Raw genomic sequence first — 21,205 nt, 5'->3', positions numbered from 1 at the left:
TTGGTTCTGCCCATGAAACACTTACTCAACCTACTGGCCGCCGTTGCACTGCTTGTGTGGGGCACCCACATGGTTCGAACCGGGGTCTTGCGCGTCTTCGGTGCGAACCTGCGCAACCTCCTTGCCCGCAGCATGGGCAACCGCGTGTCCGCGGTGCTCTCGGGCATCGGTGTGACCGCGCTGGTTCAGTCCAGCACCGCGACCTCGCTGATGACCTCGTCCTTCGTGGGCCAGGGGCTGATCACCCTGCCCTCGGCGCTGGCCGTGATGCGCGGCGCCGACGTGGGCACGGCAATGATGTCGGTGCTGTTCGCCACCGACCTGTCCTGGCTCTCGCCTCTATTGATCTTCGTCGGCGTGGTGCTGTTCATCACGCGCCAGGACAGCACGCCAGGGCGCATAGGCCGCGTGCTGATCGGCCTGGGCGTGATGCTGCTGGCGCTGCGCCTGGTGGTCGAAGCCACCGAGCCGCTGGTCGAGTCCAACGTCATACGCACGCTGCTGGGCTCGATGACCAGCGATATCTTCCTCGAACTGCTGATGGGCGCGGTGCTCGCGGTCATGGCCTATTCGAGCCTGGCCATCGTGCTGCTGATCGCCGCCATGGCAAGCTCCGGCGCCGTGCCGCTCGAAGTCGCGCTGGGCCTGGCGCTGGGCGCGAACCTGGGCAGTGGCCTGGTCGCGGTGCTGACCACGGCCAAGTCCAGCGTCGAAGTGCGCCAGGTGACCGTGGGCAACATGCTGTTCAAGATCATGGGCGTGGCGCTGGCCTTGCCGGCCATAGGCCCGTGGATGCAGCATGTGCGTCCCCTCATCGGCGACGGCGCGAGCAACGTGGTGCTGTTCCACCTCGCGTTCAACATCTTCAACACGCTGTTCTTCATAGGCATGACCAACATGGTCGCCAAATGGGTGACCACGCTGCTGCCCAAGCCCGCGCCGGGCTCGGGCAATCCGCTGCGTCCGCGCCACCTCGACGCCTCGGCGCTGTCCACGCCCTCGCTGGCGATTTCCTGCGCCGCGCGCGAAGCGCTGCACCAGGCCGACATCGTCGAAGCCATGCTGATAGGCATGCACAAGGTGCTGGTCAACGACGACCTCAAGCTGTCGGCGGAGCTGCGCCATCTCGACGACACCGTCGACGAGCTGTATTCGGCCATCAAGTACTACATGACCAAGATCTCGCGCGCCGAGCTCGACGAGAAGGAAGGCCAGCGCTGGACCGAAGTCATCAGCTTCACCATCAACATGGAGCAGATCGGCGATTTGATCGAGCGCGTGCTGCAGGACATCGAAGCCAAGAAGATCAAGAAGGGCCGGCAGTTCTCGGCGGCCGGCATGCAGGAAATCAACGACCTGCACGCGCGCCTGCTCGACAACCTGCGGCTGGCAATGAGCGTTTTCCTCACGGGCAACGTGCGCGACGCGCAGAAGCTGCTGGAAGAAAAGGCGCGCTTTCGCGACCTGGAACTCGCCTACTCGGCCTCCCACCTCGCGCGGCTGTCGGACAACACCATGCCCAGCATAGAGACCAGCTCGCTGCACATCGACATGATCAGCGAACTCAAGCGCATCAACTCGCTGCTGTGCTCTGTGGCCTATCCCATCCTCGAATCGGCCGGAGCGCTCGCGCCCAGCCGATTGCGTGAGAAGCCGCTGGCAAAGCAGGAATGAACCGGTCGGGGCTGTCTACCAGCCCCAATATCCCGCCCAGACCAGCGCCGCCTCGGGCGTGAAGCGCTCCTGCGCCGCCCAGGCCTGGACCTGATCGGCCGGCAGCAGCGCAAATCCCTGGACTTCGCCGTCCTGGTTGTCGGGCAGCACGCCGTCGGGCACGGTCGCCACATACCAGTGGATGCGCTCGCGGATATAGCCGCAGCCGTCGCCTTCGTCGCTGGGCTGGTTCAGTTCAAAGAATCCGCCATGGCGCAGCTCGTGCAGCGCGTCCAGCCGCAGTCCGGCCTCTTCCCAGGTCTCGCGCGCCAGCGCGGTATCGAGATCGTCCTGGGCCGACACCATGCCGCCCATCAGCGTGTCCCAGCGGTTGGGAAACATCGCCTTGTCGGCAGCGCGCTGCTGCACCCACAGCCGGCCGTCGGGCGCGACGCCGACCAGATGCACGGCCAGCGTGGCAAGGCCCAGCACGCGCACCGCGCCGCGCTCCACGGTGGCGATGGACTCGCCCTGGGCGTTGCGCACCGCCAGTTGCTCATCGCGCCAGGGCCCGCAGCGGCCGTCGGCGCGCAGCACCTGGGCCAGGCGGTTGAGCGCCAGCGTGGCGCTGTCGCCCGCTTCGGCCTGCAGCCACCAGGCGCCGTCCCGCTGCATCAGCGCTATGCCCATGGCGCGCAGATTGTCCAGGCCCAGATCGGGCAGCAGGCCGCGCTGCACCGAACCCACGGCATGGCCCGCGACATGCAGCGTCTCGCGCGGCTGCAGCGGCGCGGCGCAGGCGATGGCGCGCGTGCGCGCCACCCATTCGGGAACCGGCGAGGCGCTCATAGGGTCAGGATGGTCGAGCCCGTGGTCTTGCGCGCCTCGAGGTCGCGGTGGGCCTGCTGGATGTCGCGCAGCGCATAGCGCTGGGCGATATGGATCTTCACGGCGCCACTTTGCACCACGGCGAACAGCTCGTCGGCCATGGCCTGGCAGGATGCGCGCGTGGCGATGTGGTTGTAGACCGTCTGGCGCGTGATGTACAGCGAGCGCGCGGCGAGCAGCGAAGGCGCGAACGCCGGCACCGGCCCCGAGGCATTGCCGAAGCAGACCATCAGGCCGAAAGTGCGCAGGCACTGCAGCGAGCCTTCCCAGGTGTCCTTGCCGACCGAGTCGTAGACCACCTTGACGCCCGCGCCGGCCGTGATCTCCTGCACGCGCTCGGCGAAATTCTCGCTGCGGTAGTTGATGGCATGGGCCGCGCCGTTGGCCAGGGCCAGCTGGCATTTCTCGTCGCTGCCGGCCGTGGCAATCAACTGCAGGCCCAGGGCGCGCGCCCATTGGCAGGCAATCAGGCCCACGCCGCCCGCGGCCGCATGAAACAGCACGAAGTCTCCGGCTTCCAGTCCTTCGACCGGCTTGACCTTCTTGAGCAGGTATTGCGCCGTGAGTCCCTTGAGCATCATCGCCGCGCCGGTCTCGAAATCGATGTCGTCCGGCAGGCGGCAGACGCGATCGGCGGGCATGACGCGCGCTTCGCAGTACGAGCCCGGCGGATTGCTGGTGTAGGCCGCGCGGTCGCCGACCTGCAGATGCGCAACGCCCGGCCCCACGGCCTCGATCACGCCCGCGCCTTCCATGCCCAGGTTCAGGGGCATGGCCAGCGGATACAGGCCGCTGCGCTGATAGACATCGATGTAGTTGAGCCCTATCGCCTTGTGGCGTATGCGCACTTCGCCCGGACCGGGCTCTCCTACCGCGACCTCGACCAGTTGCAATTGCTCGGGTCCGCCGGGCGCGGCGATTTGTACTGCCATGTTCATTGCCTGTCTCCTCCAACGCGTTGCAAGTAAAACAGCCCGGTACGGCGACCGGGCTGCTGGTGCTTAGAAGCTGCCTGGGTACAGGCCGCCATCCGGAAGGATGTTCTGGCCCGTCATGTAGCCCGCATGCTGGCTGCACAGGAAAGCGCAGATCGCGCCGAATTCCTGGGCATTGCCGAAGCGGCGCGCGGGAATCTGCTTCATGCTGGCTTCGCTGATCTCGTCGATGCTCTTGCCGGTCTTGCTGGCCGCGGCCTGCATCGTGCCCTGCAGGCGGTCGGTGGCGAACTTGCCCGGCAGCAGGTTGTTGATGGTCACGCCCTTGCCCGCGATCGAGCTGCGGGCGGCGCCGGCGACAAAACCGGTCAGGCCGCTGCGCGCGCCGTTCGACAGGCCCAGGATGTCGATCGGTGCCTTCACGGCGCTCGACGTGATGTTGACGATGCGCCCGAAGCCGCGCGCGGCCATGCCGTCCACGGTGGCCTTGATCAGCTCGATGGGCGTGAGCATGTTGGCGTCCACGGCCTTGATCCAGGCGTCGCGGTCCCAGTCGCGGAAATCACCCGGTGGCGGGCCGCCGGCATTGGTCACGACGATGTCGAAGTCCACGCCCGGGCCACCCGCGGCCGACAGCACCGCTGCGCGGCCTTCGGGCGTGGTGATGTCGGCGGCGGCGGCAATCACCTTGCCCGCGCCCGGCAGCGCCGCCAGGCGCGCCGCGGCTTCGGCCAGCGCCTCGGGGTTGCGCGCGTTGATCACCAGGTTCACGCCTTCACCGGCCAGCGCCTGCGCGCAGCCATAGCCCAGACCCTTGCTCGCGCCGCATACCAGCGCCCACTTGCCTGCAATACCCAAATCCATGGAAAACCTCCGTTGCCGTTGAAAAATCGCGCGCCCTCGGGTCGCGCCTGTCATTGAATATAGTTGCGCCCGGGTTCAACCGCGGCCGTGAAAAAGCTTGTGGTGCAGCCGTCGCAACGACCACCATACGCCCAGCGCCACGACCGGAATCGCCACCGCCGCCGTCGACTCCGGCGACCAGGGCCAGCCTATCTTCTGCGCGCCCTTGGCGAGGTAGCTCACCAGGCCCACGATGTAATAGGTGATGGCCGCGACCGACAGGCCTTCGACGGTGGACTGGAGTTTCAGCTGCATGCCCTGGCGGTGGTTCATCGTGCCCAGCAGCGCCTGGCTGCTTTGCTGCTGCTCGATGTCGACGCGGGTGCGCAGCAACTGGCTCACGCGCGAGACCCGCTCGGACAGCGCGTTCTGCCGGCGCGTGGCCCATTCGCAGGTGCTGCGCGCGGGCGACAGCCGCCGGTCCATGAATTGCTGGATGGTCTGCATGCCCGGCAGCCGCGTTTCGCTGATGTCGTGGATGCGCCGGTCGACCAGCTCGAAATAGGCCATGCTCGCCGAAAAGCGCGAGTGCGTGGCCGCGTATTCGCTCTCGACCTGGCCCGCGAGCCGCGTGAGGCGATCGAGCAGCAGCGGCTCGCTGTCGCGGTCGGCCAGGCGTATCGCCTGGGCCAGCTCGGCGAGGTCGCGCTCGGCGGTGGCCAGCACTTCGGCCGCGCGCCGCGCGGCCGGCAGGCCCAGCAGCGCGGCCATACGGTAGGCCTCGATCTCGAGCAGGCGCTGCACCAGCCGGCCCAGGCGCTGCGGCGACATCGGCTCCTGGACAAACACCAGCATGCGCGAGCTGCCGTCGGCGTGAATGGAAAAATCGGTGAACAGCTGCGCCGCGCCGTCGACCACGGCCGAAGCGACGACGTTCTCCTCGTGCAGCATGTGGCGCACCAGGCGCTGGCCCTGCTCCTGGGCGGGCGTGAGCGCCCAAAGGTGCAGGCTGCTCAGGCACTGGCCCGGCAGGGCCGCAAGCCATTCGCGCGGCACCTGGGACAGCGCGCTGCGCGGCGCGCGCGCGTCGAGTTCGCTGGCGTCGTCCAGTGCCACGGTGAAGGTCCAGGAAACGAATTCGGTGTGCAGCTCCCAGCGCAGGCGGAACGCACCGAGGTCGCAGCGCAGATGCGTGGTGCTGTCGTCGGGTGGAGATTGATGGTGGTCGCGCAGCAGGCGCGCCACATGGCTGCGGCTGGCTTCGCGCTGGGCGGCGTCGGCCCACATCACGACCTGCGTGATGGCCAGCGGCGCGGCCATCACTTCGGCGGGACGCGCATGGATTTCATTGTGCAGCAGCACCCGCTGCGGGTGCTGCGCCGGGGGAGTCGGAGCAAGCATGGGAACCTTGTGATACCAACCCCTATTGTGGCCTGTCGCAGCGGCGCAGCCATGGTGGTCGACATTTTCCGGCGCCGCGCAGGGACGAAAAAAAACGGCACCCGAAGGTGCCGTTTCCGTTGTGCCAGCCCCAGCGCGTGGGGCCTGCAGTTTCATCAGTCTTCGACGAAGGCTTCTTCGCGGCGGTTCTTGACTGCCGGCATCAGCACGATGATCAGCAGCAGCACGGCCAGTGCCAGGAAGCTCGCGGAGATGGGACGCGTCACGAACACGCTCCAGTCGCCGCGCGACAGCAGCAGCGCACGGCGCAGGTTTTCTTCCATCATCGGGCCCAGGATGAAGCCCAGCAGCAGCGGTGCGGGTTCGGTGCCCAGCTTGTGGAACACGTAGCCCACGAAACCGAAGATACCGACCATCCACACGTCGAACTCGCTGTTCTTCGTGCCGTACACACCGATCGCGCAGAACAGCACGATGGCGGGGAACAGCCAGCGGTAAGGAACCGTCAGCAGCTTGATCCAGACGCCGATCAGCGGCAGGTTCAAGATGATCAGCATCAGGTTGCCGAGCCACATCGAGGCAATCAGGCCCCAGAACAGTTCGGGGTTGCTGGTCATCACCTGGGGACCAGGCTGGATGTTGTGGATCGTCATCGCGCCCACCATCAGCGCCATCACGGCGTTCGGGGGGATGCCCAGCGTCAGCAGGGGAATGAACGAAGTCTGCGAACCGGCGTTGTTGGCCGACTCGGGAGCACACACGCCACGGATGTTGCCTTGACCGAAAGGAACTTCGCCCGGCTTGAGCTTGGTCTTCTTTTCGATGGTGTAGGCAGCAAAGGCCGACAGCATTGCGCCGCCACCAGGCAGGATGCCCAGAGCCGAACCCAGAGCCGTACCACGCAGCATTGCGGGAATCATGCGCTTGAAGTCTTCTGCGGTAGGCATCAGACCCGTCACCTTGGCGGTGAACACTTCGCGCTCGTCTTCTGGCTTGGACAGGTTGGCAATGATTTCGCCGTAACCGAACACACCCATGGCGATCACGACGAAGTCGATGCCGTCGGTCAGTTCAGGGATATCGAAGCTGTAGCGGGCAACGCCGGAGTTCACGTCGGTGCCGACCATGCCGAACAGCAGGCCCAGCACGATCATGGCAATCGCCTTGAGCAGCGAACCCGAAGCCAGCACCACGGCGCCGATCAGGCCCAGGGTCATCAGCGAGAAGTATTCAGCAGGACCGAACTTGAACGCGACTTCCGTCAGTGGAGGAGCGAACGCAGCCAGGATGATGGTGCCGACGCAACCAGCGAAGAACGAACCGATACCGGCAGCCGCCAGCGCGGGACCCGCCCGGCCCTTGCGCGCCATCTGGTAGCCGTCGATCACGGTCACCACCGACGAGGATTCGCCCGGCAGATTCACCAGAATCGCGGTGGTCGAGCCGCCGTACTGCGCGCCGTAGTAAATACCGGCCAGCATGATCAGCGCCGCCACGGGAGGCAGAGCGTAGGTCGCGGGCAGCAACATGGCGATGGTCGCCACGGGGCCGATGCCCGGCAAGATGCCGATGAGGGTACCCAACAGACAGCCGATGAAGCAGTAAATCAGGTTTTGGAAGGTAAAGGCAACGCCGAAGCCGAGTGCCAGATTGTCAAGAAGTTCCACGAACGATGCTCCCTTAACCCGTGATGAAGCTAGGCCACACGGGGAACTGCAAATTCAGCGCCCAGACGAAAGCCCCATAGCTACCCACAGCCAGGCAGGTCGCCAGAATGGCAACTTCCTTGGTCTTGAAGGAGTAGCCACCCAGGCTGGCGATGAACACCAGGCCGTAGATCGCGACGATCAGGCCGAACTGGGGAATGCCCAGGGCAGGAACACCGACCAGCAGAATGCCGAACGCGAAGTTGGCAGCCAGGATGAAGAAGACTTGCTTCCACGCCCACTTGCCGATCTTGTCGCCGTCAGCGGTTTCGACGATCAGGCCCTTGGCGCCGATGGCAATACCGAGAATGGACATCAACACGCCCAGGATCAGCGGGAAGTACCCGGGACCCATGCGCGCACCCGTACCAACGTTGTAGTCCACTGCACCGATCGCGAAAGCGAGACCGATGACCAAGAACATCAACCCGGAAAAAAAGTCTTTTTGACTCTTGATTTTCACAAAAATGTCTCCTAGACGGAAATCACGATGCCGCGATTGTGGGGCCTGAAAAGTTGTGTCCGAATGTGGATTCCACCTACAAAGGCGATTCCCAAAACACTACATTTCGAGGCAGAGAATCGGCCCGCAGCCCGCATGCAGCCTGGGTTGTCGTGATTTCAGGAAGGGCCAGCGCGCAGCCACCCAAGGGTTTCCCCCGGGGTTGAAATCAGCCCAGCAGAGGCGTCGCGCCTATGACCTCGGGCAGCGTGGTCAGACCTTCGGCCACGCGCAGCGCGCCGGCCAGGCGCAGCGGGCGCATGCCGTCGGCCACCGCCTGGCGGCGCAGGCCGTCGATCGACGGCGCGGCATGGATCATTTCCTTGAGTGCTTCACTCACGGTGAGCAGCTCGTAGAGGCCAGTGCGGCCCTTGAAACCCGTCATGCGGCAGTCGGTGCAGCCCACGGGCTGATAGGGACGGTAGCCGCCGTTGAGCTTCCAGGGCTTGACCGCTTCGGCCAGGTCGTCGCGCGCCGCGGCTTCGTCGGGCTGCTTGCACTGCGGGCACAGCGTGCGCACCAGCCGCTGGGCCAGCACGCCCAGCAAGGTGGCGTTGATCAAATAGGACGGAACGCCCAGCTCCATCAGCCGGCTCACGGCGCTGGGCGCGTCGTTGGTGTGCAGCGTGGAGAACACCAGATGGCCGGTGAGCGCGGCCTGCACCGCCATCTCGGCCGTGGCCAGATCGCGGATTTCGCCGACCATGATGATGTCGGGGTCCTGGCGCATCAGCGCGCGCAGCCCTTCGGTGAAGCCGAAGTCGAGCTGCGTCTGGACCTGGGTCTGGTTGAAGCTGGGCTCTATCATTTCGATAGGGTCTTCGACCGTGCTGACGTTGACTTCCTCGGTCGCGATGCGCTTGAGCGTGGCGTACAGCGTGGTGGTCTTGCCCGAGCCCGTGGGGCCGGTCACGAGAATGATGCCGTGCGGGCTGCGCACCAGCGACTCCCAGCGCTGGGCGTCATGCGGCGCAAAGCCCAGGCCGGCGAGATTCTTGACCGCGTTGTCGGGATCGAAGATGCGCATCACCATCTTCTCGCCGAACGCCGTGGGCAGCGTGGACAGCCGCATTTCGACTTCGACGCCGCGCGGATTGCGGGTTTTGATGCGGCCGTCCTGGGGGCGGCGCTTCTCGACCACGTCCATGCGGCCCAGCAGCTTGACGCGCGCGACCATGGCGTTGAGCACGCCCATGGGCAGGTGATAAACCGGGTGCAGCACGCCGTCGATGCGAAAGCGGATCACGCCCTGCTCGCGCCGCGGCTCGAGATGGATGTCGCTGGCGCGCTGATCGAATGCGTATTGCCACAGCCAGTCGACGACGCGCACCACGCCCTGGTCGTTGGCGTCGAGCTGCTTGTTGGTATTGCCCAGCTCGACCAGCTGCTCGAAGCTCGCGGTGCTCGCCGCGCCGCCGGTTTTCTGCGCGGCGCGCACCGACTTGGCGAGTGCGAAGAATTCCGCGGTGAGGCGCTTGATGTCGAGCGGATTCGACATGACGCGGCGCACCTTGCGCCGCGCCTGGCGCTCGACTTCGGCGACCCAGTCGTCGATCAGCGGCTCGGAGGTGGCAACCACCACTTCATCGGGCGTGACCTGTACCGGCAGCACCTTGTGGCGCTCGGCGTAGCTCGCGCTCATGGTCTCGGCGACACGGCCGGCGTCTACGCGCAGCGGGTCTATGCGCAGATAAGGCAGGCCGCAGCGCTGGGCCACGTATTGCGTCAGCGCCTCGACATCGAACGGCGGCGCGCCGTCGGCGCGTTCCATCGCCACATGGGCCAGCCGCACCAGCGGGTGCAGGCTGCTTTCGGCCTGCGAGCAGCGCACGATGGTGCGCTCGGCTTCTTCGGCCGTGATGATGCCGTCGGCCTGCAGCCAGCGCACGATGCTGCGCCACTGCAGCAGCCCGGCCTCGGGCCGTTCTGCGACCAGGCGCGCGGCGTCAGGCGAAGGTGTCAACCTGCGAACCCAGCGTGCTCACCGCCTGGGTGCGGCGCTCGCTGTCCTTCTCTTCGGTCTTGGCCTCGGGCTGCTGGGCCTGGGCCTTCTGCAGCTGCGCCTGCTGCTGGGCGCGCTGCAGAGCTTCGATCTGCGCCTGCACGGCCATGATCTGGGCCTGCAGCAGCTTCTGCTTTTCCTGCCTGACCTTCACATCCCCCTCGGACGTCGCGAGTTCCTTGAGGTCTTTCTGCAAGGATTGGATCTGCTTTTGCAGTTGTGCAATCTGGCTGGCCGTGGCGCGGGAGTTGCTGGCCGGCGAGGACGAAGTGGAGGAGGTGGAGCTGACTTGCATGTCTGCCATTGTGCCCCTGTTCACCCGCCTGCCGCCACTGCCTTTCAGCGTTTTACGACAGGTTTGAAGCCGCGCGGCCACTTTGCAGCCGGCAGGTCCCAGCGCGACTGGATCATCTGCGCGCGCTCGTCGAGCACGGCGCGCGCCGGGCGCGAAGCGGTGCGCTGGGCCAGCACCACGGTATTGCCTTCGCGCGTGGGCTTGAACGCCCACAGCGCGTCCTCGCCAAACGCTTCGGCCATCTTGGCCAGGCTTTTCTCGTAGCTCGACGAGCGGCCGAACAGGTTCACGGTCATGCAGCCGTCTTCGGTCAGCAGCGCGCGGCAGTCGGCATAGAACTCGGCGCTGTCGAGCACCGGTGCGGCCGCGTCGTGGTCGTAGAGATCGACGGCCAGCGCATCCACCTGGTCTTCCCAGCCGGGGCGGCGGATCTCCTCGGCCGCGTCGGCCAGCACCACCTGCAGGCGCGCCCCGTTGGGCGGCAGCTTGAACCAGCTGTGGCAGACGGCGATCACCTGCGGGTTGAGCTCGATGGCCGTGGTCTGCATGCGCAGCTTCTTGTGGCAGAACTTGGTGATCGCGCCCGCGCCCAGGCCCAGTTGCACGGCGTAGCGCTTGGTCACGCTCGCCGGGTCGACAAACAGCAGCCAGGCCATCATGCGCTGCACATATTCGAGTTCGAGCGCGAACGGCTCCTTGAGCCGCATCGAGCCCTGGATCCAGGGCGTGCCCAGGTGCAGATGGCGCACTTCGCCATCGTCCGAAACACTGACTTCGGGCAGCTCTACGCTGTCATTTTTCTTGCGGGTCGTCACGTTGTCACCAATCCAGCGGCGACCATGGCTTCATGCCAGGCCGCGCGTTTACGTTCAAAACTCCAGCCCGCGTTCGCGGGACTGGTCGAAGGCAGCTTCAGCGCCTGCAGCGGCGCGGCGCCGGGCAGGTGCAAGGCGGCCTGCGCCGCGTCCGCATGGCGAAAGCTTTCGGCGCCGTTGTGCGCGAGCACGCGCAACTGCGGGCAGCGGGCGCGCAGCGCGGCGAAATCATTGACCTGCGGCCGGCGTATGGCCGCGTCCAGGCTGCCCTGGCGCTCGCAGCTGTCGTACACATCCCAGACGCCCAGACCGCGCTCGAGCAGCCAGGCGCAGCGCCCCGCGTAGTCCTGCGCGCCGGGCTGGGGATGCTGCGGCCACAAGGCCTGCAGCAGGCGCCAGAACTGGTTTTGCGGATGGGCATAGTACTGCTGGCGCGCCAGCGAGGCCACGCCCGGGAAGCTGCCCAGCACCAGCAATTGGGTGCGCGCACCCACCACGGGAGCCAGGCCCTGCAGACGTGCGTAGTCCGCCGGCAGCATGGCGGCAGAAGGGGAAAGCGATCGCGGCGGCACAGTCATCTGCCTGCATTCTGGCCCGAAACCAGTGCTGCGCGCTGGTCAGGCGGTATTCAGCGCCGCCAGGCCGGGCAGCGCCGCGCAGGCGTTGCGCGTGGTCGCCACGGCGAGATCGGCCAGCGGCATGCCGCGCAGCCCGGCAATGACTTGCGCGATGCGCGGCAGCTCGGCCGGGCTGTTGCGGCCCTGGGGCAGCCCCGCGGCGCGCTGCTCGGCCGTGGTGTAGACCCAATGCGGCGGAATATCGGGAGCATCGGTCTCCAGCACCAGCGCCGACAGCGGCAGCTCGGCCGCAAGCCGGCGCAGCTTGTGCGCGCGCTCATAGGTCGCCGCGCCGCCAAAGCCCAGCTTGAAGCCCAGATCGATGAACATCTGCGCCTGCTGGGCGCTGCCGTTGAACGCATGGGCAATGCCGCCGCGCACCGGGGTGGCGCGCAGCTGCTGCAGCAGCTTGTCGCTCGACTGGCGCACATGCAGGATCACGGGCAGATCGAAGCGCCGCGCGAGCGCGATCTGCGCGCGGTAGATCTGCAGCTGCCTTTCGGCGTCGAGTCCGGGAACGAAGAAATCCAGGCCGATCTCGCCCACGGCCAGCAGCCGCGCATCGGCGCGCCTTGCGGCCAGCTCCTGCGCCAGCAGATCGAGGTCTTCGTCGGCCGCCTGGGGCGTGTACAGCGGATGTATGCCCAGCGCATAGCTGTCGCCGCCCGCATGCGCGAGCTCGCGCACGGTGGCCCAGTTGCTGCGCTCCACGGCGGGAATCACGCAATGGCCCACGCCCGCGCTGCGACCCGCAGCACGCACTGCGCTGCGGTCCGCGTCGAATTCAGGCGCGTCGAGGTGGCAGTGGGTGTCTATCCAGAACGTCATTGCCGCGCCGTGGCTCAGCCCAGCTGTCCCTGCACGATGCGCACCACGCGGTCGCACCTGGCGGCCAGCGATTCGTCGTGCGTGACCATCACGAACGCCGTGCCCTTGTCGCGCGCCAGGCCCAGCATCAGCGCGAACACCGCGTCGGCCGTGCTGCGGTCGAGATTGCCGGTAGGTTCGTCGGCCAGCACGCAGGCCGGCTCGGTGACCAGCGCGCGCGCGATCGCCACGCGCTGGCGCTCGCCGCCCGACAGCTCGGAGGGGCGGTGCTGGACGCGGTCCTGCAGGCCCACCAGGGTCAGTATCTGGCGCGCGCGTTCGCGGCATTCGTCCACGGGCAGGCGGCGTATGCGCAGCGGCATGGCGACGTTGTCGAGCGCGCTGAACTCGGGCAGCAGGTGGTGGAACTGGTAGATGAAGCCCAGGTGCTGGTTGCGCAGCTTGCCCTGTGCCTGCGGCGTCAGGGTATTGAGCTCCTGGCCCTTGAGCCAGACGCTGCCTTCGCTGGGCGCGTCGAGGCCGCCGAGCAGGTGCAGCAAGGTGCTCTTGCCCGAGCCCGAGGCGCCGACGATGGCCAGGGTCTCGCCCGCGGCCACCGACAGATCGACGCTGCGCAGCACCTGCACATCGAGCCGGCCTTCGGTGAAACGTTTGCTCAGCGCGCGCGCCTGCAATACAACAGCTTGGGAATTATTCATAACGCAGCGCCTCCGCAGGGTTCACGCGGCTGGCACGCCAGCTGGGATAAATGGTCGCCACGAACGACAGGATCAGGGAAATGACGGCAATCGGCGCGATGTCCGAGCTTTGCGGCTCGCTGGGCATCTTGCTGATCAGATAGATGTCCTTGGGCAGGAAGCTGGCGTTGAACGCATGCTCGATGGCCGGCACGATCACATCGATGTTGAGCGCAATGCCCAAGCCCAGCGCCAGGCCGGCGAGCGTGCCGATTACACCGACCATCGCTCCCTGGACCATGAAGATGGTCATGATGCTCTGCGGGCTCGCGCCCAGCGTGCGCAGGATGGCGATGTCGGCGCGCTTGTCGGTCACGGTCATGACCAGGGTCGAGACCAGATTGAAGGCCGCGACGGCGACGATCAGCGTCAGGATGATGAACATCATGCGTTTCTCGAGCTGCACGGCCGAGAACCAGGTCTTGTTCTGCTGCGTCCAGTCGCGGATCAGCAGCTGGTCGGTCAGCGAGTCGGCGAGCTCGCGCGCCACCTGGGGCGCCTCGTGCAGGTCCTTGATCTTCAGCCGAATGCCGGTCGGGCCTTCGAGGCGGAACAGCCGCTGCGCATCCTCGTGGTGCAGCATCACCAGCGCCGAGTCGTATTCGTAGTGACCGGAGTCGAACGTTCCGGCAACCGTCATCTGCTTGAGGCGCGGCACCACGCCGGCCGGCGTGACCTGGCCGCCGGGAACGATCAGCGTGACCGCATCGCCCGTGCGCACGCCCAGCGAACGCGCCAGCTCCACGCCCAGCACCACGCGGAACTCGCCGGGAACCAGCTGCTTGATCGCCTCGGCGTTGGCCGGAGCGAGATCGGTGACTTCGTGCTCCAGCGCCGGATCGATGCCGCGCACCAGCGTGCCTTTCATGTCTTCGCCGCGCGCGATCAGCGCCTGGGAAAACACGAACGGCGCCGCGCCCACCACTGCGGGATTTTTCCGGGCTTCGGCCAGCGTGCGCTCGACGCTGGGCAATGCCGCGCCCTGGGGCGCGAAGATTTCGATATGCGAGACGACGCCGAGCATGCGGTCGCGGACTTCCTTCTGGAAGCCGTTCATCACGCTGAGCACGATGATCAGCGCGGCAACGCCCAGCGCAATGCCCAGCATGGACACACCGGAGATAAAGGAGATGAAACCATTGCGGCGCGTAGCGCGTCCCGCACGGGTGTAACGCCAGCCCAAGGCCAGCTCATAGGGTATTTGCATGGTGGTCGCATTGTGGCATTGCCAGGACATGTCCCTGGCAATGCGCGGGAGGTTACGGATATAGGCTCAGCGCTGGCCTTTGCTGCGCTCCACGCGCGGCAGGCTCGCATAGCGGCTGTCGTTCTCCAGCGCCTGTGCCTGCTGCTGCAGCCGGGCGAGCATGGCATCGAACTGCGCCAGTTCGGTGTCATCCAGCGCCGCGACCAGATCGGTATGCAGCTGGGCCATGCGCGGCAGGATCAGCGCATACATGCGCCGGCCCTCTTCGGTCAGGTGCACGGCAATCCGGCGGCGGTCGCCCTGGATGGGCGTGCGCTGCACCCAGCCGCGCTCCTCGAGGCGGCTGAGCGCGCGCGAAGTGCGCGCTCGGTCCAGCCGCGCCAGCGCGGCCAGCTCCGACGAGAGCAGGCCTTCGTGCGTGGCCAGCGTGGCCATCACGCCCCACTCGCGGCGCGGCAGGCCGAACCCGGCTTCGCAGACGCGCGTCGCCAGGCCGCCGGCCGCACCGAAGAAACGGCTGACGCGAAACAGCAGCATCTGCTGGATGGCTTGGGGAGGCTTGCGGGTATTCATGGACATGGGTTGATTAGAACAATTGAGCCCGGGTCTTCTAGATTCGGGTTCCCTACCGGTGCGAGGCATGCGGCTCAGGGTCTGCGCGGCGTGATTTTCGCAAAGCGCGTGTTCCACCTTTTGCAGGAAGCTGATCGACCATGTTTTCTCCCACCGTCTCTTCCCGCCTGGCCCGTGCGGCCCTGGTCCCCGGCCTGATCGCACTGGCGCTGGGCCTGGCCGCGCTGCCCGCGCCGGCCCAGCCCGCAGGCGACGCCGCCGCCTGGCCCGCCAAGGCGGTGCGCATGGTGGTGCCGTTTGCGCCGGGCGGCGCGGCCGACCTGATTGCGCGCGGCCTGGGCGAAGTGCTGCAGCGCGAGACGCGCCAGGCCTTTGTCGTCGAGAACCGCCCGGGCGCGGGCGGCAACATCGGCGCCGGCGCGGTCGCCAAGGCCCCGGGCGACGGCTACCAGTGGCTGGTCGGCCTGGACACCACGCTGACCGTGAACCCGCTGATCTACAAGAGCATGCCGTTCAGGAACAGCGAGCTGCGTCCGGTGATGGTCATGGCCTCGCAAGGCATGCTCGTCGCCGTGAGCCCGCAGACCGGCATCCAGTCGCTCGAACAGTTCATTGCCCATGGAAAGAAAAGCACGCTCAATCTCGGCTCGGCCGGCTACGGCACGCCAGGCCACCTGGGCGCGACCATTCTTGCGCACAGCACGGGCGCGAGAGTCAACCACGTGCCCTACAAAGGCAATGCGCCGGCGACCACGGCGCTGCTGTCCAACGAAGTCGACGGCGGCATCATCAGCTCCACCGCGCTGCTGCCCCATCTTGCGGGCGACAAGGTCGTGCCCCTGGCCGTGACCACGCGCCAGCGCAACCCGCTGCTGCCCCAGGTGGCCACCGTCGGCGAGCTCGGCTACAAGGCGCTGGAGCAGGAAGTGCTGTTCGCCGTCTGGCTGCCGCAGAGCACGCCCGAGCCGCTGGTGCAGAAGATCCAGGCCCACCTCGAACGCGCGCTCAAGGACGGCAAGCTGCAGGAGCGCCTGCGCGCCAACGACCTGTTCCACGAAGGCCTGACCGGCGACGCCGCGGCCCAGCGCCTGCAGGCGGTTGCCGAGCGCTACCGCGTGGTGATACAGGCCGCGGGCATGAAGATGGAATGAACCGTTTGCCACAGAAGAAGCACGCAATGACACGTCCCAATATTGTTTTCATCGTCGCCGACGACCTCGGCTATGCCGACCTGGGCTGCTACGGCGGCCGCGACGCCGTCTTCGGCCCGGTCTCGCCGGTGCTCGATCAGCTCGCGCGTGGCGGCCTGCAGTTCAGCCAGGGCTATGCCAACTCGCCCGTGTGCTCGCCCACGCGCTTCGCGCTGGCGACGGCGCGCTACCAGTACCGCCTGCGCGGCGCGGCCGAGGAGCCGATCAACAGCAAGACGCGCGGCACGCCGCTGGGCGCGAGGCTGGGCCTGCCGCCCGAAGTGCCGACTGTGGCCGCGCTGCTCAAGGGCGCGGGCTACCGCACGGCGCTGATAGGCAAGTGGCACCTGGGCTATCCGCCGCTGTTCGGTCCGCTGCGCTCGGGCTACGAAGAATATTTCGGACCGATGTCGGGCGGTGTCGACTACTTCACGCACCAGAGCTCGTCGGGCCAGCATGACCTCTGGGTGGGCGAGGAGGAACACCACGACGAGGGCTACCTCACCGACCTGCTGTCGCAGCGCAGCGTCGACTATGTCAACCGCATGGCCGCGGGCGACGCACCGTTCTTCCTGAGCCTGCACTACACCGCGCCCCACTGGCCCTGGGAAACGCGCGATGACCGCGCGAGCGCGCAGACGCTGGCCAGCATCACCCACCTCGCGGGCGGCAACGTCGAACAGTACCGCCGCATGATCCACCACATGGACGAAGGCATAGGCTGGCTCGTCGACGCGCTGCGCGCCAACGGCCAGCTCGACAACACCTTGATCGTCTTCACCAGCGACAACGGCGGCGAGCGCTTCTCGGACAACTGGCCGCTGGTCGGCGGCAAGATGGACCTGACCGAAGGCGGCATACGCGTGCCCTGGATCGCCCACTGGCCGGCGCGGATTGCCGCGGGGCGGCGCAGCCGCCAGCAGTGCATGACCATGGACTGGTCGGCAACGGTGCTGGACGCGGCCGGCGTCGCCGGCGATGCGGACCATCCGCTGGACGGCGTCTCGCTGCTGCCGGTGCTGTGCGCCGAGAACGCCGAGTTCGCGCGCGCCCTGCACTGGCGCATGAACCACCGCGGTCAGCGCGCGCTGCGCGACGGCGACTGGAAATACCTGCGCGTCGACGGCCACGACTACCTGTTCAACATTGCCGACGACGAGCGCGAGCGCGCCAACCAGGCGCAAGCCCAGCCCGAACGCCTGGCCGCGATGCGCGCCGACTGGGAAGCCTGGAATGCGACCATGCCCGCCATTCCCGACGATGCGAGCGTGAGCCTGGTCTGCTCGGCCGCGGACATGCCGCAGCGCTGAGCACGACCCCAGGCCGCAAGCGGACACGCGCGCTGCCCGACAATAGCGGCATGTCCCCGACCCCGACCGCTTCCCTGTCTTCGCCTGCCAGCGCCCTCCCCGCCCACACGATTGCCTTTGCCAGCGCTGCCGAAGGCGCGGCGGCGCTGTGGCCCACGCTGCAGCTGCCGCACCTGCAGCAGCTGCTCCAGCATGCGGCGCTGGTGCGCAGCGACCTGGGCGAGGAAACCGACTTCTGCCCGCCGCACGAGCGCGCCTGGGCGCGCGCGCTGCAATTGCCGGTCGATGACAGCGGCGTGCCCTGGGCCGCATGGGCACAGCAGGCCGCAGACCCCGCGCCGCAAGCGCGGGCCTGGGCCTGGATGTCGCCCTGCCACTGGCGCATTGGCGCCGACACCGTGCACATGACCGACCCCGCGGAACTGGGCCTGGACGAGGAACAGTCGCGCACGCTGCTGGACATTCTCGCGCCCTGGTTTGCCGAAGACGGCATCACGCTGCAGTACGAGCGTCCCGACCGCTGGCTGGCCAGCGGCGCGCCGCTGGACGGCCTGCGCACGGCTTCGCTGGACCGGGTGCTGGGCCGCGACGTGCGCCGCTGGCTGCCCGACGCCAAGACAGCGCGCACTGTCAACCGCCTGCACAGCGAAGTGCAGATGCTGCTCTACACCCATGCGTTCAACGACCAGCGCGCCGCGCGCGGCCTGGCGCCGGTCAACGCCTTCTGGCTGCATGGCGCGGGCCGGCTGCAGGCGCCGGTGCCCGTGCAGCCGCTGCCCGATCATCCCGAACTGAGCGCGCTGCGCCTGGCCGCGCTGCAGGAAAACTGGCCCGCCTGGGGCCAGGCCTGGCAGGCTCTGGACGCGGGCCTGCTGCGCGAGCTGCTGGCCGCGCATCTGCGCGGCGCGGCCGTGGAGCTGACGCTCAGCGGCGAACGCCATGCGCTGACCTGGCGGCCGCAGCGCCCCGGCGCCTGGCAAAAAGTCCAGAATATCTTCAAGCCAAAGGGCTTGCCCGACCTGCCCTCCATGCTATGAACATCATCGAACGCAACATTCCCGCCGCCATGCTGTCAGAACTGCAGCAGGCGGGCATACATCCGCTGCTGGCCCAGCTCTACGCGGCGCGCGGCGTGCACTCGGCGGCGGAGCTCGACGATGCGCTCAAGCACCTGCTGCCCCCTTCGGGCCTGATGGGAATAGACGCCGCGGCGCGGCTGCTCGCCGATGCCATCGCCAGCGACCGGCGGCTGTGCATCGTCGCCGACTATGACTGCGACGGCGCGACCGCCTGCGCGGTCGCGGTGCGCGGCCTGCGCCTGCTGGGCGCGCGCCATGTCGACTATCTCGTGCCCGACCGCGTGGTCGACGGCTACGGGCTCACTGCCTCGATCGCGCGGCGCGTCAAGGAACGCGGCGCAGACATGCTGATCACTGTCGACAACGGCATCAGCAGCGTCGAAGGCGTGGCCCAGGCGCGCGCGCTGGGCATGCAGGTGCTGGTCACCGACCACCACCTGCCCGGCCCTGCGCTGCCCGAGGCCGAGGCCCTGGTCAATCCCAACCAGCCGGGCTGCACGTTCGAGAGCAAGTCGATGGCCGGCGTGGGCGTGATGTTCTATGTGCTGCTGGCGCTGCGCGCCGAGCTGCGCGCGCGCGGCGTCTTCGACCAGGCCAGCCAGCCGCGGCTCGAGCCGCTGCTGCCGCTGGTCGCGCTGGGCACGGTCGCCGACGTGGTCAGGCTCGACGCCAACAACCGCCGCCTCGTGGCTCAGGGACTCAAGCGCATACGCCAGGGCCAAATGCAGCCCGGCGTCGCCGCGCTGTTCGACGCCGCGGGCCGCAAGTCACGCGTTGCCACCACCTTCGATTTCGGCTTTGCGCTGGGCCCGCGCATCAACGCCGCGGGCCGGCTGGCCGACATGACGCTGGGCATCGAATGCCTGCTGACCGATGACCGCGGCCGTGCGAGCGAGCTCGCGCACACGCTGGATGCAATCAACCGCGAACGCCGCGTGATCGAAGGCGGCATGCGCGAGCAGGCGCTGCTGATGGTCGAAAGCCTGTTTGACGAAGGCGACGAGGCGCCGCCGGCGGTGAGCGTGTTCGATCCCGATTTCCACGAAGGCGTGGTCGGCATCGTCGCCTCGCGCATCAAGGACAAGCTGCACCGCCCGAGCTTTGTGTTTGCCGCCAGCGCCGCGCCCGGCCACGAGCATGAGCTCAAGGGTTCGGGCCGCTCTATTCCGGGCTTTCACCTGCGCGACGCGCTGGACCTGGTGGCCAAGCGCCACCCCGGCGTGCTGCTGCGCTTCGGCGGCCACGCCATGGCCGCGGGCTGCACCATTGCCGAGGAGCACTTCGAGGTCTTCGACCAGGCGCTGGCCCAGGTCGCCAAGGAATGGCTGGACGCCGCGACGCTCACGCGGCGCATAGAGACCGATGGCCCGCTCGCACCCGAGTACTGCGATGCCGACCTGGTCGACAAGCTGCACCAGGAGGTCTGGGGCCAGGGCTTTGCCGCGCCCACGTTCAGCGAGGAAGTCGACGTGCTGTCGCAGCGCCTGGTCGGAGAGAAACATTTGTCGCTCAAGCTGCGCCACCGCGGTCAGCCGGTCGACGGCATCTGGTTCGGCCACACCGACCCGCTGCCCGAGCGCGTACTGATCGCGTTTCGCCTCGACGTCAACGAATGGCGCGGCGAGCGCCGCGTGCAATTCCTTCTGGAAGGCGCACAGACCAACGGCTGAAGGCGGCGGCAAGGACTATGGCCTGACCCGCTCCCAGGCCGCAAAGCCCGGCCTACAATGGGTCCGTGACCACTTACCTCAACGCCGACCTGCACTGCCACTCCATTTTCTCGGACGGCACGCTGACTCCCCCGGAGCTGGCGGCGCGTGCGCGCGCCAACGGCGTGGAGCTGTGGGCGCTGACCGACCATGACGAGATCGGCGGCCAGAAACAGGCTGCGGCCGCGGCGCGTGCCGAGGGCATGGCCTATCTCACGGGCGTGGAAATCTCGGTGACGTTCGCCAACGAGACCGTGCATATCGTGGGCCTGGGCTTCGACGCCGACAACGCGGCGCTGGAGCAAGGACTCGCAGAAACTCGCGGCGGCCGCGGCCCGCGCGCGCTCGAAATGGCGCGCCAGCTTGAACTCGCGGGCATTCCCGGCAGCTACGAAGGCGCGCTGCGCTACGTGGGCAACCCGGCGCTGATTTCACGCACCCACTTCGCGCGCTTTCTGGTCGAGACCAAGGTCTGCCGCGACATGGGCGAAGTGTTCCGCAAATACCTGACCGAAGGCAAGCCCGGCTTCGCGCCGCACCGCTGGGCGCGGCTGCAGGACGCCGTGCAGTGGATCACGGCCGCGGGCGGCGTGGCGGTGATCGCCCACCCCGCGCGTTACCGTTTCTCGGCCAACGAGGAATACGCGCTGTTTTCCGAATTCAAGGCGCATGGCGGCCAGGGTGTCGAAGTCGTGACCGGCAGCCATACGAACGCCGAATACATTACCTATGGTTCGATGGCCCAGGAATTCGGCCTCGCCGCCTCGCGCGGCAGCGACTTCCACAGCCCGCACGAATCGCGCACCGACCTCGGGGCCCTGCCCCTGCTGCCCGGTACGCTGACCCCTGTCTGGGAACTGCTGGCCGAGCGCATTCAGCAGCCCTGACGTCCTCTTTCCCTTGCCACGGAGCGCT

At 67.4% G+C, this 21,205-nt stretch carries 20 protein-coding genes; 6 read left to right on the top strand and 14 right to left on the bottom strand.

Annotated features, from left to right (window positions below; translation table 11 throughout):
- Positions 1-12 precede the first annotated feature (12 nt).
- Positions 13-1,674, top strand: coding sequence for a Na/Pi cotransporter family protein (locus ACSVDO_RS04285; protein ID WP_332534008.1), 1,662 nt, complete (start codon positions 13-15; stop codon positions 1,672-1,674).
- Between the two features lie 15 nt (positions 1,675-1,689).
- Here the strand turns inward: ACSVDO_RS04285 and ACSVDO_RS04280 are convergent, their stop codons facing one another.
- The 14 genes from ACSVDO_RS04280 to ACSVDO_RS04215 form a co-directional block, all read right to left on the bottom strand.
- Complete coding sequence (locus ACSVDO_RS04280; RefSeq protein WP_489595063.1) at positions 1,690-2,502, bottom strand: NUDIX hydrolase; 813 nt, start codon at positions 2,500-2,502, stop codon at positions 1,690-1,692.
- Positions 2,499-3,479, bottom strand: coding sequence for a quinone oxidoreductase family protein (locus ACSVDO_RS04275; protein WP_489595061.1), 981 nt, complete (start codon positions 3,477-3,479; stop codon positions 2,499-2,501). Before ACSVDO_RS04275 ends, ACSVDO_RS04280 begins: the two co-directional genes overlap by 4 nt.
- A gap of 63 nt (positions 3,480-3,542) precedes the next feature.
- Positions 3,543-4,340 carry an SDR family oxidoreductase gene (locus tag ACSVDO_RS04270; RefSeq protein WP_332534005.1) on the bottom strand — a complete coding sequence of 266 codons (798 nt, stop codon included), beginning with the start codon at positions 4,338-4,340 and terminating at the stop codon, positions 3,543-3,545.
- Between the two features lie 75 nt (positions 4,341-4,415).
- Positions 4,416-5,720, bottom strand: a complete 1,305-nt coding sequence (locus tag ACSVDO_RS04265) for a DUF3422 family protein (protein WP_332534004.1) — start codon at positions 5,718-5,720, stop codon at positions 4,416-4,418.
- Between the two features lie 155 nt (positions 5,721-5,875).
- A complete protein-coding gene (locus tag ACSVDO_RS04260; protein ID WP_489595059.1) occupies positions 5,876-7,387 on the bottom strand; it encodes a tripartite tricarboxylate transporter permease in 1,512 nt (503 codons plus the stop codon).
- Positions 7,388-7,400: 13 nt separating this feature from the next.
- The gene (locus ACSVDO_RS04255) at positions 7,401-7,889 is read right to left on the bottom strand and encodes a tripartite tricarboxylate transporter TctB family protein (protein WP_489595057.1); all 489 of its coding nucleotides are present in this window, start codon (positions 7,887-7,889) and stop codon (positions 7,401-7,403) included.
- Positions 7,890-8,097: 208 nt separating this feature from the next.
- Positions 8,098-9,891: a type IV pilus assembly ATPase TfpB gene (gene tfpB, locus ACSVDO_RS04250; RefSeq protein ID WP_489595055.1), complete on the bottom strand. Its 1,794-nt coding sequence runs from the start codon at positions 9,889-9,891 to the stop codon at positions 8,098-8,100.
- Entirely contained in the window at positions 9,875-10,225 is a 351-nt protein-coding gene (locus ACSVDO_RS04245) for a FlxA-like family protein (protein ID WP_332534000.1), read from the bottom strand. The genes tfpB and ACSVDO_RS04245 overlap by 17 nt, the downstream gene beginning before the upstream one ends.
- Positions 10,226-10,269: 44 nt before the next feature.
- Positions 10,270-11,040: a class I SAM-dependent methyltransferase gene (locus ACSVDO_RS04240; protein ID WP_332533999.1), complete on the bottom strand. Its 771-nt coding sequence runs from the start codon at positions 11,038-11,040 to the stop codon at positions 10,270-10,272.
- Positions 11,037-11,579, bottom strand: a complete 543-nt coding sequence (locus ACSVDO_RS04235; RefSeq protein WP_489595054.1) for a DNA-deoxyinosine glycosylase — start codon at positions 11,577-11,579, stop codon at positions 11,037-11,039. The genes ACSVDO_RS04240 and ACSVDO_RS04235 overlap by 4 nt, the downstream gene beginning before the upstream one ends.
- 78 nt (positions 11,580-11,657) lie before the next feature.
- Positions 11,658-12,485 carry a TatD family hydrolase gene (locus tag ACSVDO_RS04230; RefSeq protein ID WP_332548767.1) on the bottom strand — a complete coding sequence of 276 codons (828 nt, stop codon included), beginning with the start codon at positions 12,483-12,485 and terminating at the stop codon, positions 11,658-11,660.
- Between the two features lie 14 nt (positions 12,486-12,499).
- Entirely contained in the window at positions 12,500-13,183 is a 684-nt protein-coding gene (lolD, locus tag ACSVDO_RS04225) for a lipoprotein-releasing ABC transporter ATP-binding protein LolD (RefSeq protein ID WP_332533997.1), read from the bottom strand.
- Complete coding sequence (locus ACSVDO_RS04220; RefSeq protein WP_332533996.1) at positions 13,176-14,429, bottom strand: lipoprotein-releasing ABC transporter permease subunit; 1,254 nt, start codon at positions 14,427-14,429, stop codon at positions 13,176-13,178. The genes lolD and ACSVDO_RS04220 overlap by 8 nt, the downstream gene beginning before the upstream one ends.
- A 66-nt stretch (positions 14,430-14,495) precedes the next feature.
- Positions 14,496-15,008, bottom strand: a complete 513-nt coding sequence (locus ACSVDO_RS04215) for a MarR family winged helix-turn-helix transcriptional regulator (protein WP_489595052.1) — start codon at positions 15,006-15,008, stop codon at positions 14,496-14,498.
- Positions 15,009-15,142: 134 nt separating this feature from the next.
- Here ACSVDO_RS04215 and ACSVDO_RS04210 point away from each other — a divergent pair, with 134 nt between their 5' ends.
- From ACSVDO_RS04210 to ACSVDO_RS04190, 5 genes are all read left to right on the top strand, one after another.
- Positions 15,143-16,153 (top strand): Bug family tripartite tricarboxylate transporter substrate binding protein, encoded by a 1,011-nt coding sequence (locus tag ACSVDO_RS04210; RefSeq protein ID WP_489595051.1) that lies wholly within the window; start codon positions 15,143-15,145, stop codon positions 16,151-16,153.
- Positions 16,154-16,179: 26 nt separating this feature from the next.
- Entirely contained in the window at positions 16,180-17,502 is a 1,323-nt protein-coding gene (locus ACSVDO_RS04205) for a sulfatase family protein (protein ID WP_489595049.1), read from the top strand.
- Positions 17,503-17,552: 50 nt separating this feature from the next.
- Complete coding sequence (locus ACSVDO_RS04200; RefSeq protein WP_489595047.1) at positions 17,553-18,539, top strand: phosphoglycerate mutase; 987 nt, start codon at positions 17,553-17,555, stop codon at positions 18,537-18,539.
- Positions 18,536-20,251 carry a single-stranded-DNA-specific exonuclease RecJ gene (gene recJ, locus ACSVDO_RS04195; RefSeq protein WP_489595046.1) on the top strand — a complete coding sequence of 572 codons (1,716 nt, stop codon included), beginning with the start codon at positions 18,536-18,538 and terminating at the stop codon, positions 20,249-20,251. Before ACSVDO_RS04200 ends, recJ begins: the two co-directional genes overlap by 4 nt.
- Positions 20,252-20,316: 65 nt before the next feature.
- Positions 20,317-21,177, top strand: a complete 861-nt coding sequence (locus ACSVDO_RS04190) for a 3',5'-nucleoside bisphosphate phosphatase (protein ID WP_489595044.1) — start codon at positions 20,317-20,319, stop codon at positions 21,175-21,177.
- Positions 21,178-21,205: the final 28 nt, after the last annotated feature.

Source organism: Comamonas sp. DB36 (assembly GCF_057914905.1).
Note: the sequence above shows the minus strand (reverse complement) of the source record. Positions and strands in the feature narration are given on the sequence as shown.

Coding starts and splice junctions, on each gene's coding strand:
- ACSVDO_RS04270 (WP_332534005.1), bottom strand. CDS start 4,340: ATGGATTTGGGTATTGCAGGCAAGTGGGCGCTGGTATGCGGCGCGAGC.
- ACSVDO_RS04235 (WP_489595054.1), bottom strand. CDS start 11,579: ATGCTGCCGGCGGACTACGCACGTCTGCAGGGCCTGGCTCCCGTGGTG.
- ACSVDO_RS04230 (WP_332548767.1), bottom strand. CDS start 12,485: ATGACGTTCTGGATAGACACCCACTGCCACCTCGACGCGCCTGAATTC.
- ACSVDO_RS04285 (WP_332534008.1), top strand. CDS start 13: ATGAAACACTTACTCAACCTACTGGCCGCCGTTGCACTGCTTGTGTGG.
- ACSVDO_RS04280 (WP_489595063.1), bottom strand. CDS start 2,502: ATGAGCGCCTCGCCGGTTCCCGAATGGGTGGCGCGCACGCGCGCCATC.
- ACSVDO_RS04265 (WP_332534004.1), bottom strand. CDS start 5,720: ATGCTTGCTCCGACTCCCCCGGCGCAGCACCCGCAGCGGGTGCTGCTG.
- ACSVDO_RS04210 (WP_489595051.1), top strand. CDS start 15,143: ATGTTTTCTCCCACCGTCTCTTCCCGCCTGGCCCGTGCGGCCCTGGTC.
- ACSVDO_RS04220 (WP_332533996.1), bottom strand. CDS start 14,429: ATGCAAATACCCTATGAGCTGGCCTTGGGCTGGCGTTACACCCGTGCG.
- recJ (WP_489595046.1), top strand. CDS start 18,536: ATGAACATCATCGAACGCAACATTCCCGCCGCCATGCTGTCAGAACTG.
- ACSVDO_RS04200 (WP_489595047.1), top strand. CDS start 17,553: ATGTCCCCGACCCCGACCGCTTCCCTGTCTTCGCCTGCCAGCGCCCTC.
- lolD (WP_332533997.1), bottom strand. CDS start 13,183: ATGAATAATTCCCAAGCTGTTGTATTGCAGGCGCGCGCGCTGAGCAAA.
- ACSVDO_RS04215 (WP_489595052.1), bottom strand. CDS start 15,008: ATGTCCATGAATACCCGCAAGCCTCCCCAAGCCATCCAGCAGATGCTG.
- ACSVDO_RS04275 (WP_489595061.1), bottom strand. CDS start 3,479: ATGAACATGGCAGTACAAATCGCCGCGCCCGGCGGACCCGAGCAATTG.
- ACSVDO_RS04205 (WP_489595049.1), top strand. CDS start 16,180: ATGACACGTCCCAATATTGTTTTCATCGTCGCCGACGACCTCGGCTAT.
- ACSVDO_RS04245 (WP_332534000.1), bottom strand. CDS start 10,225: ATGCAAGTCAGCTCCACCTCCTCCACTTCGTCCTCGCCGGCCAGCAAC.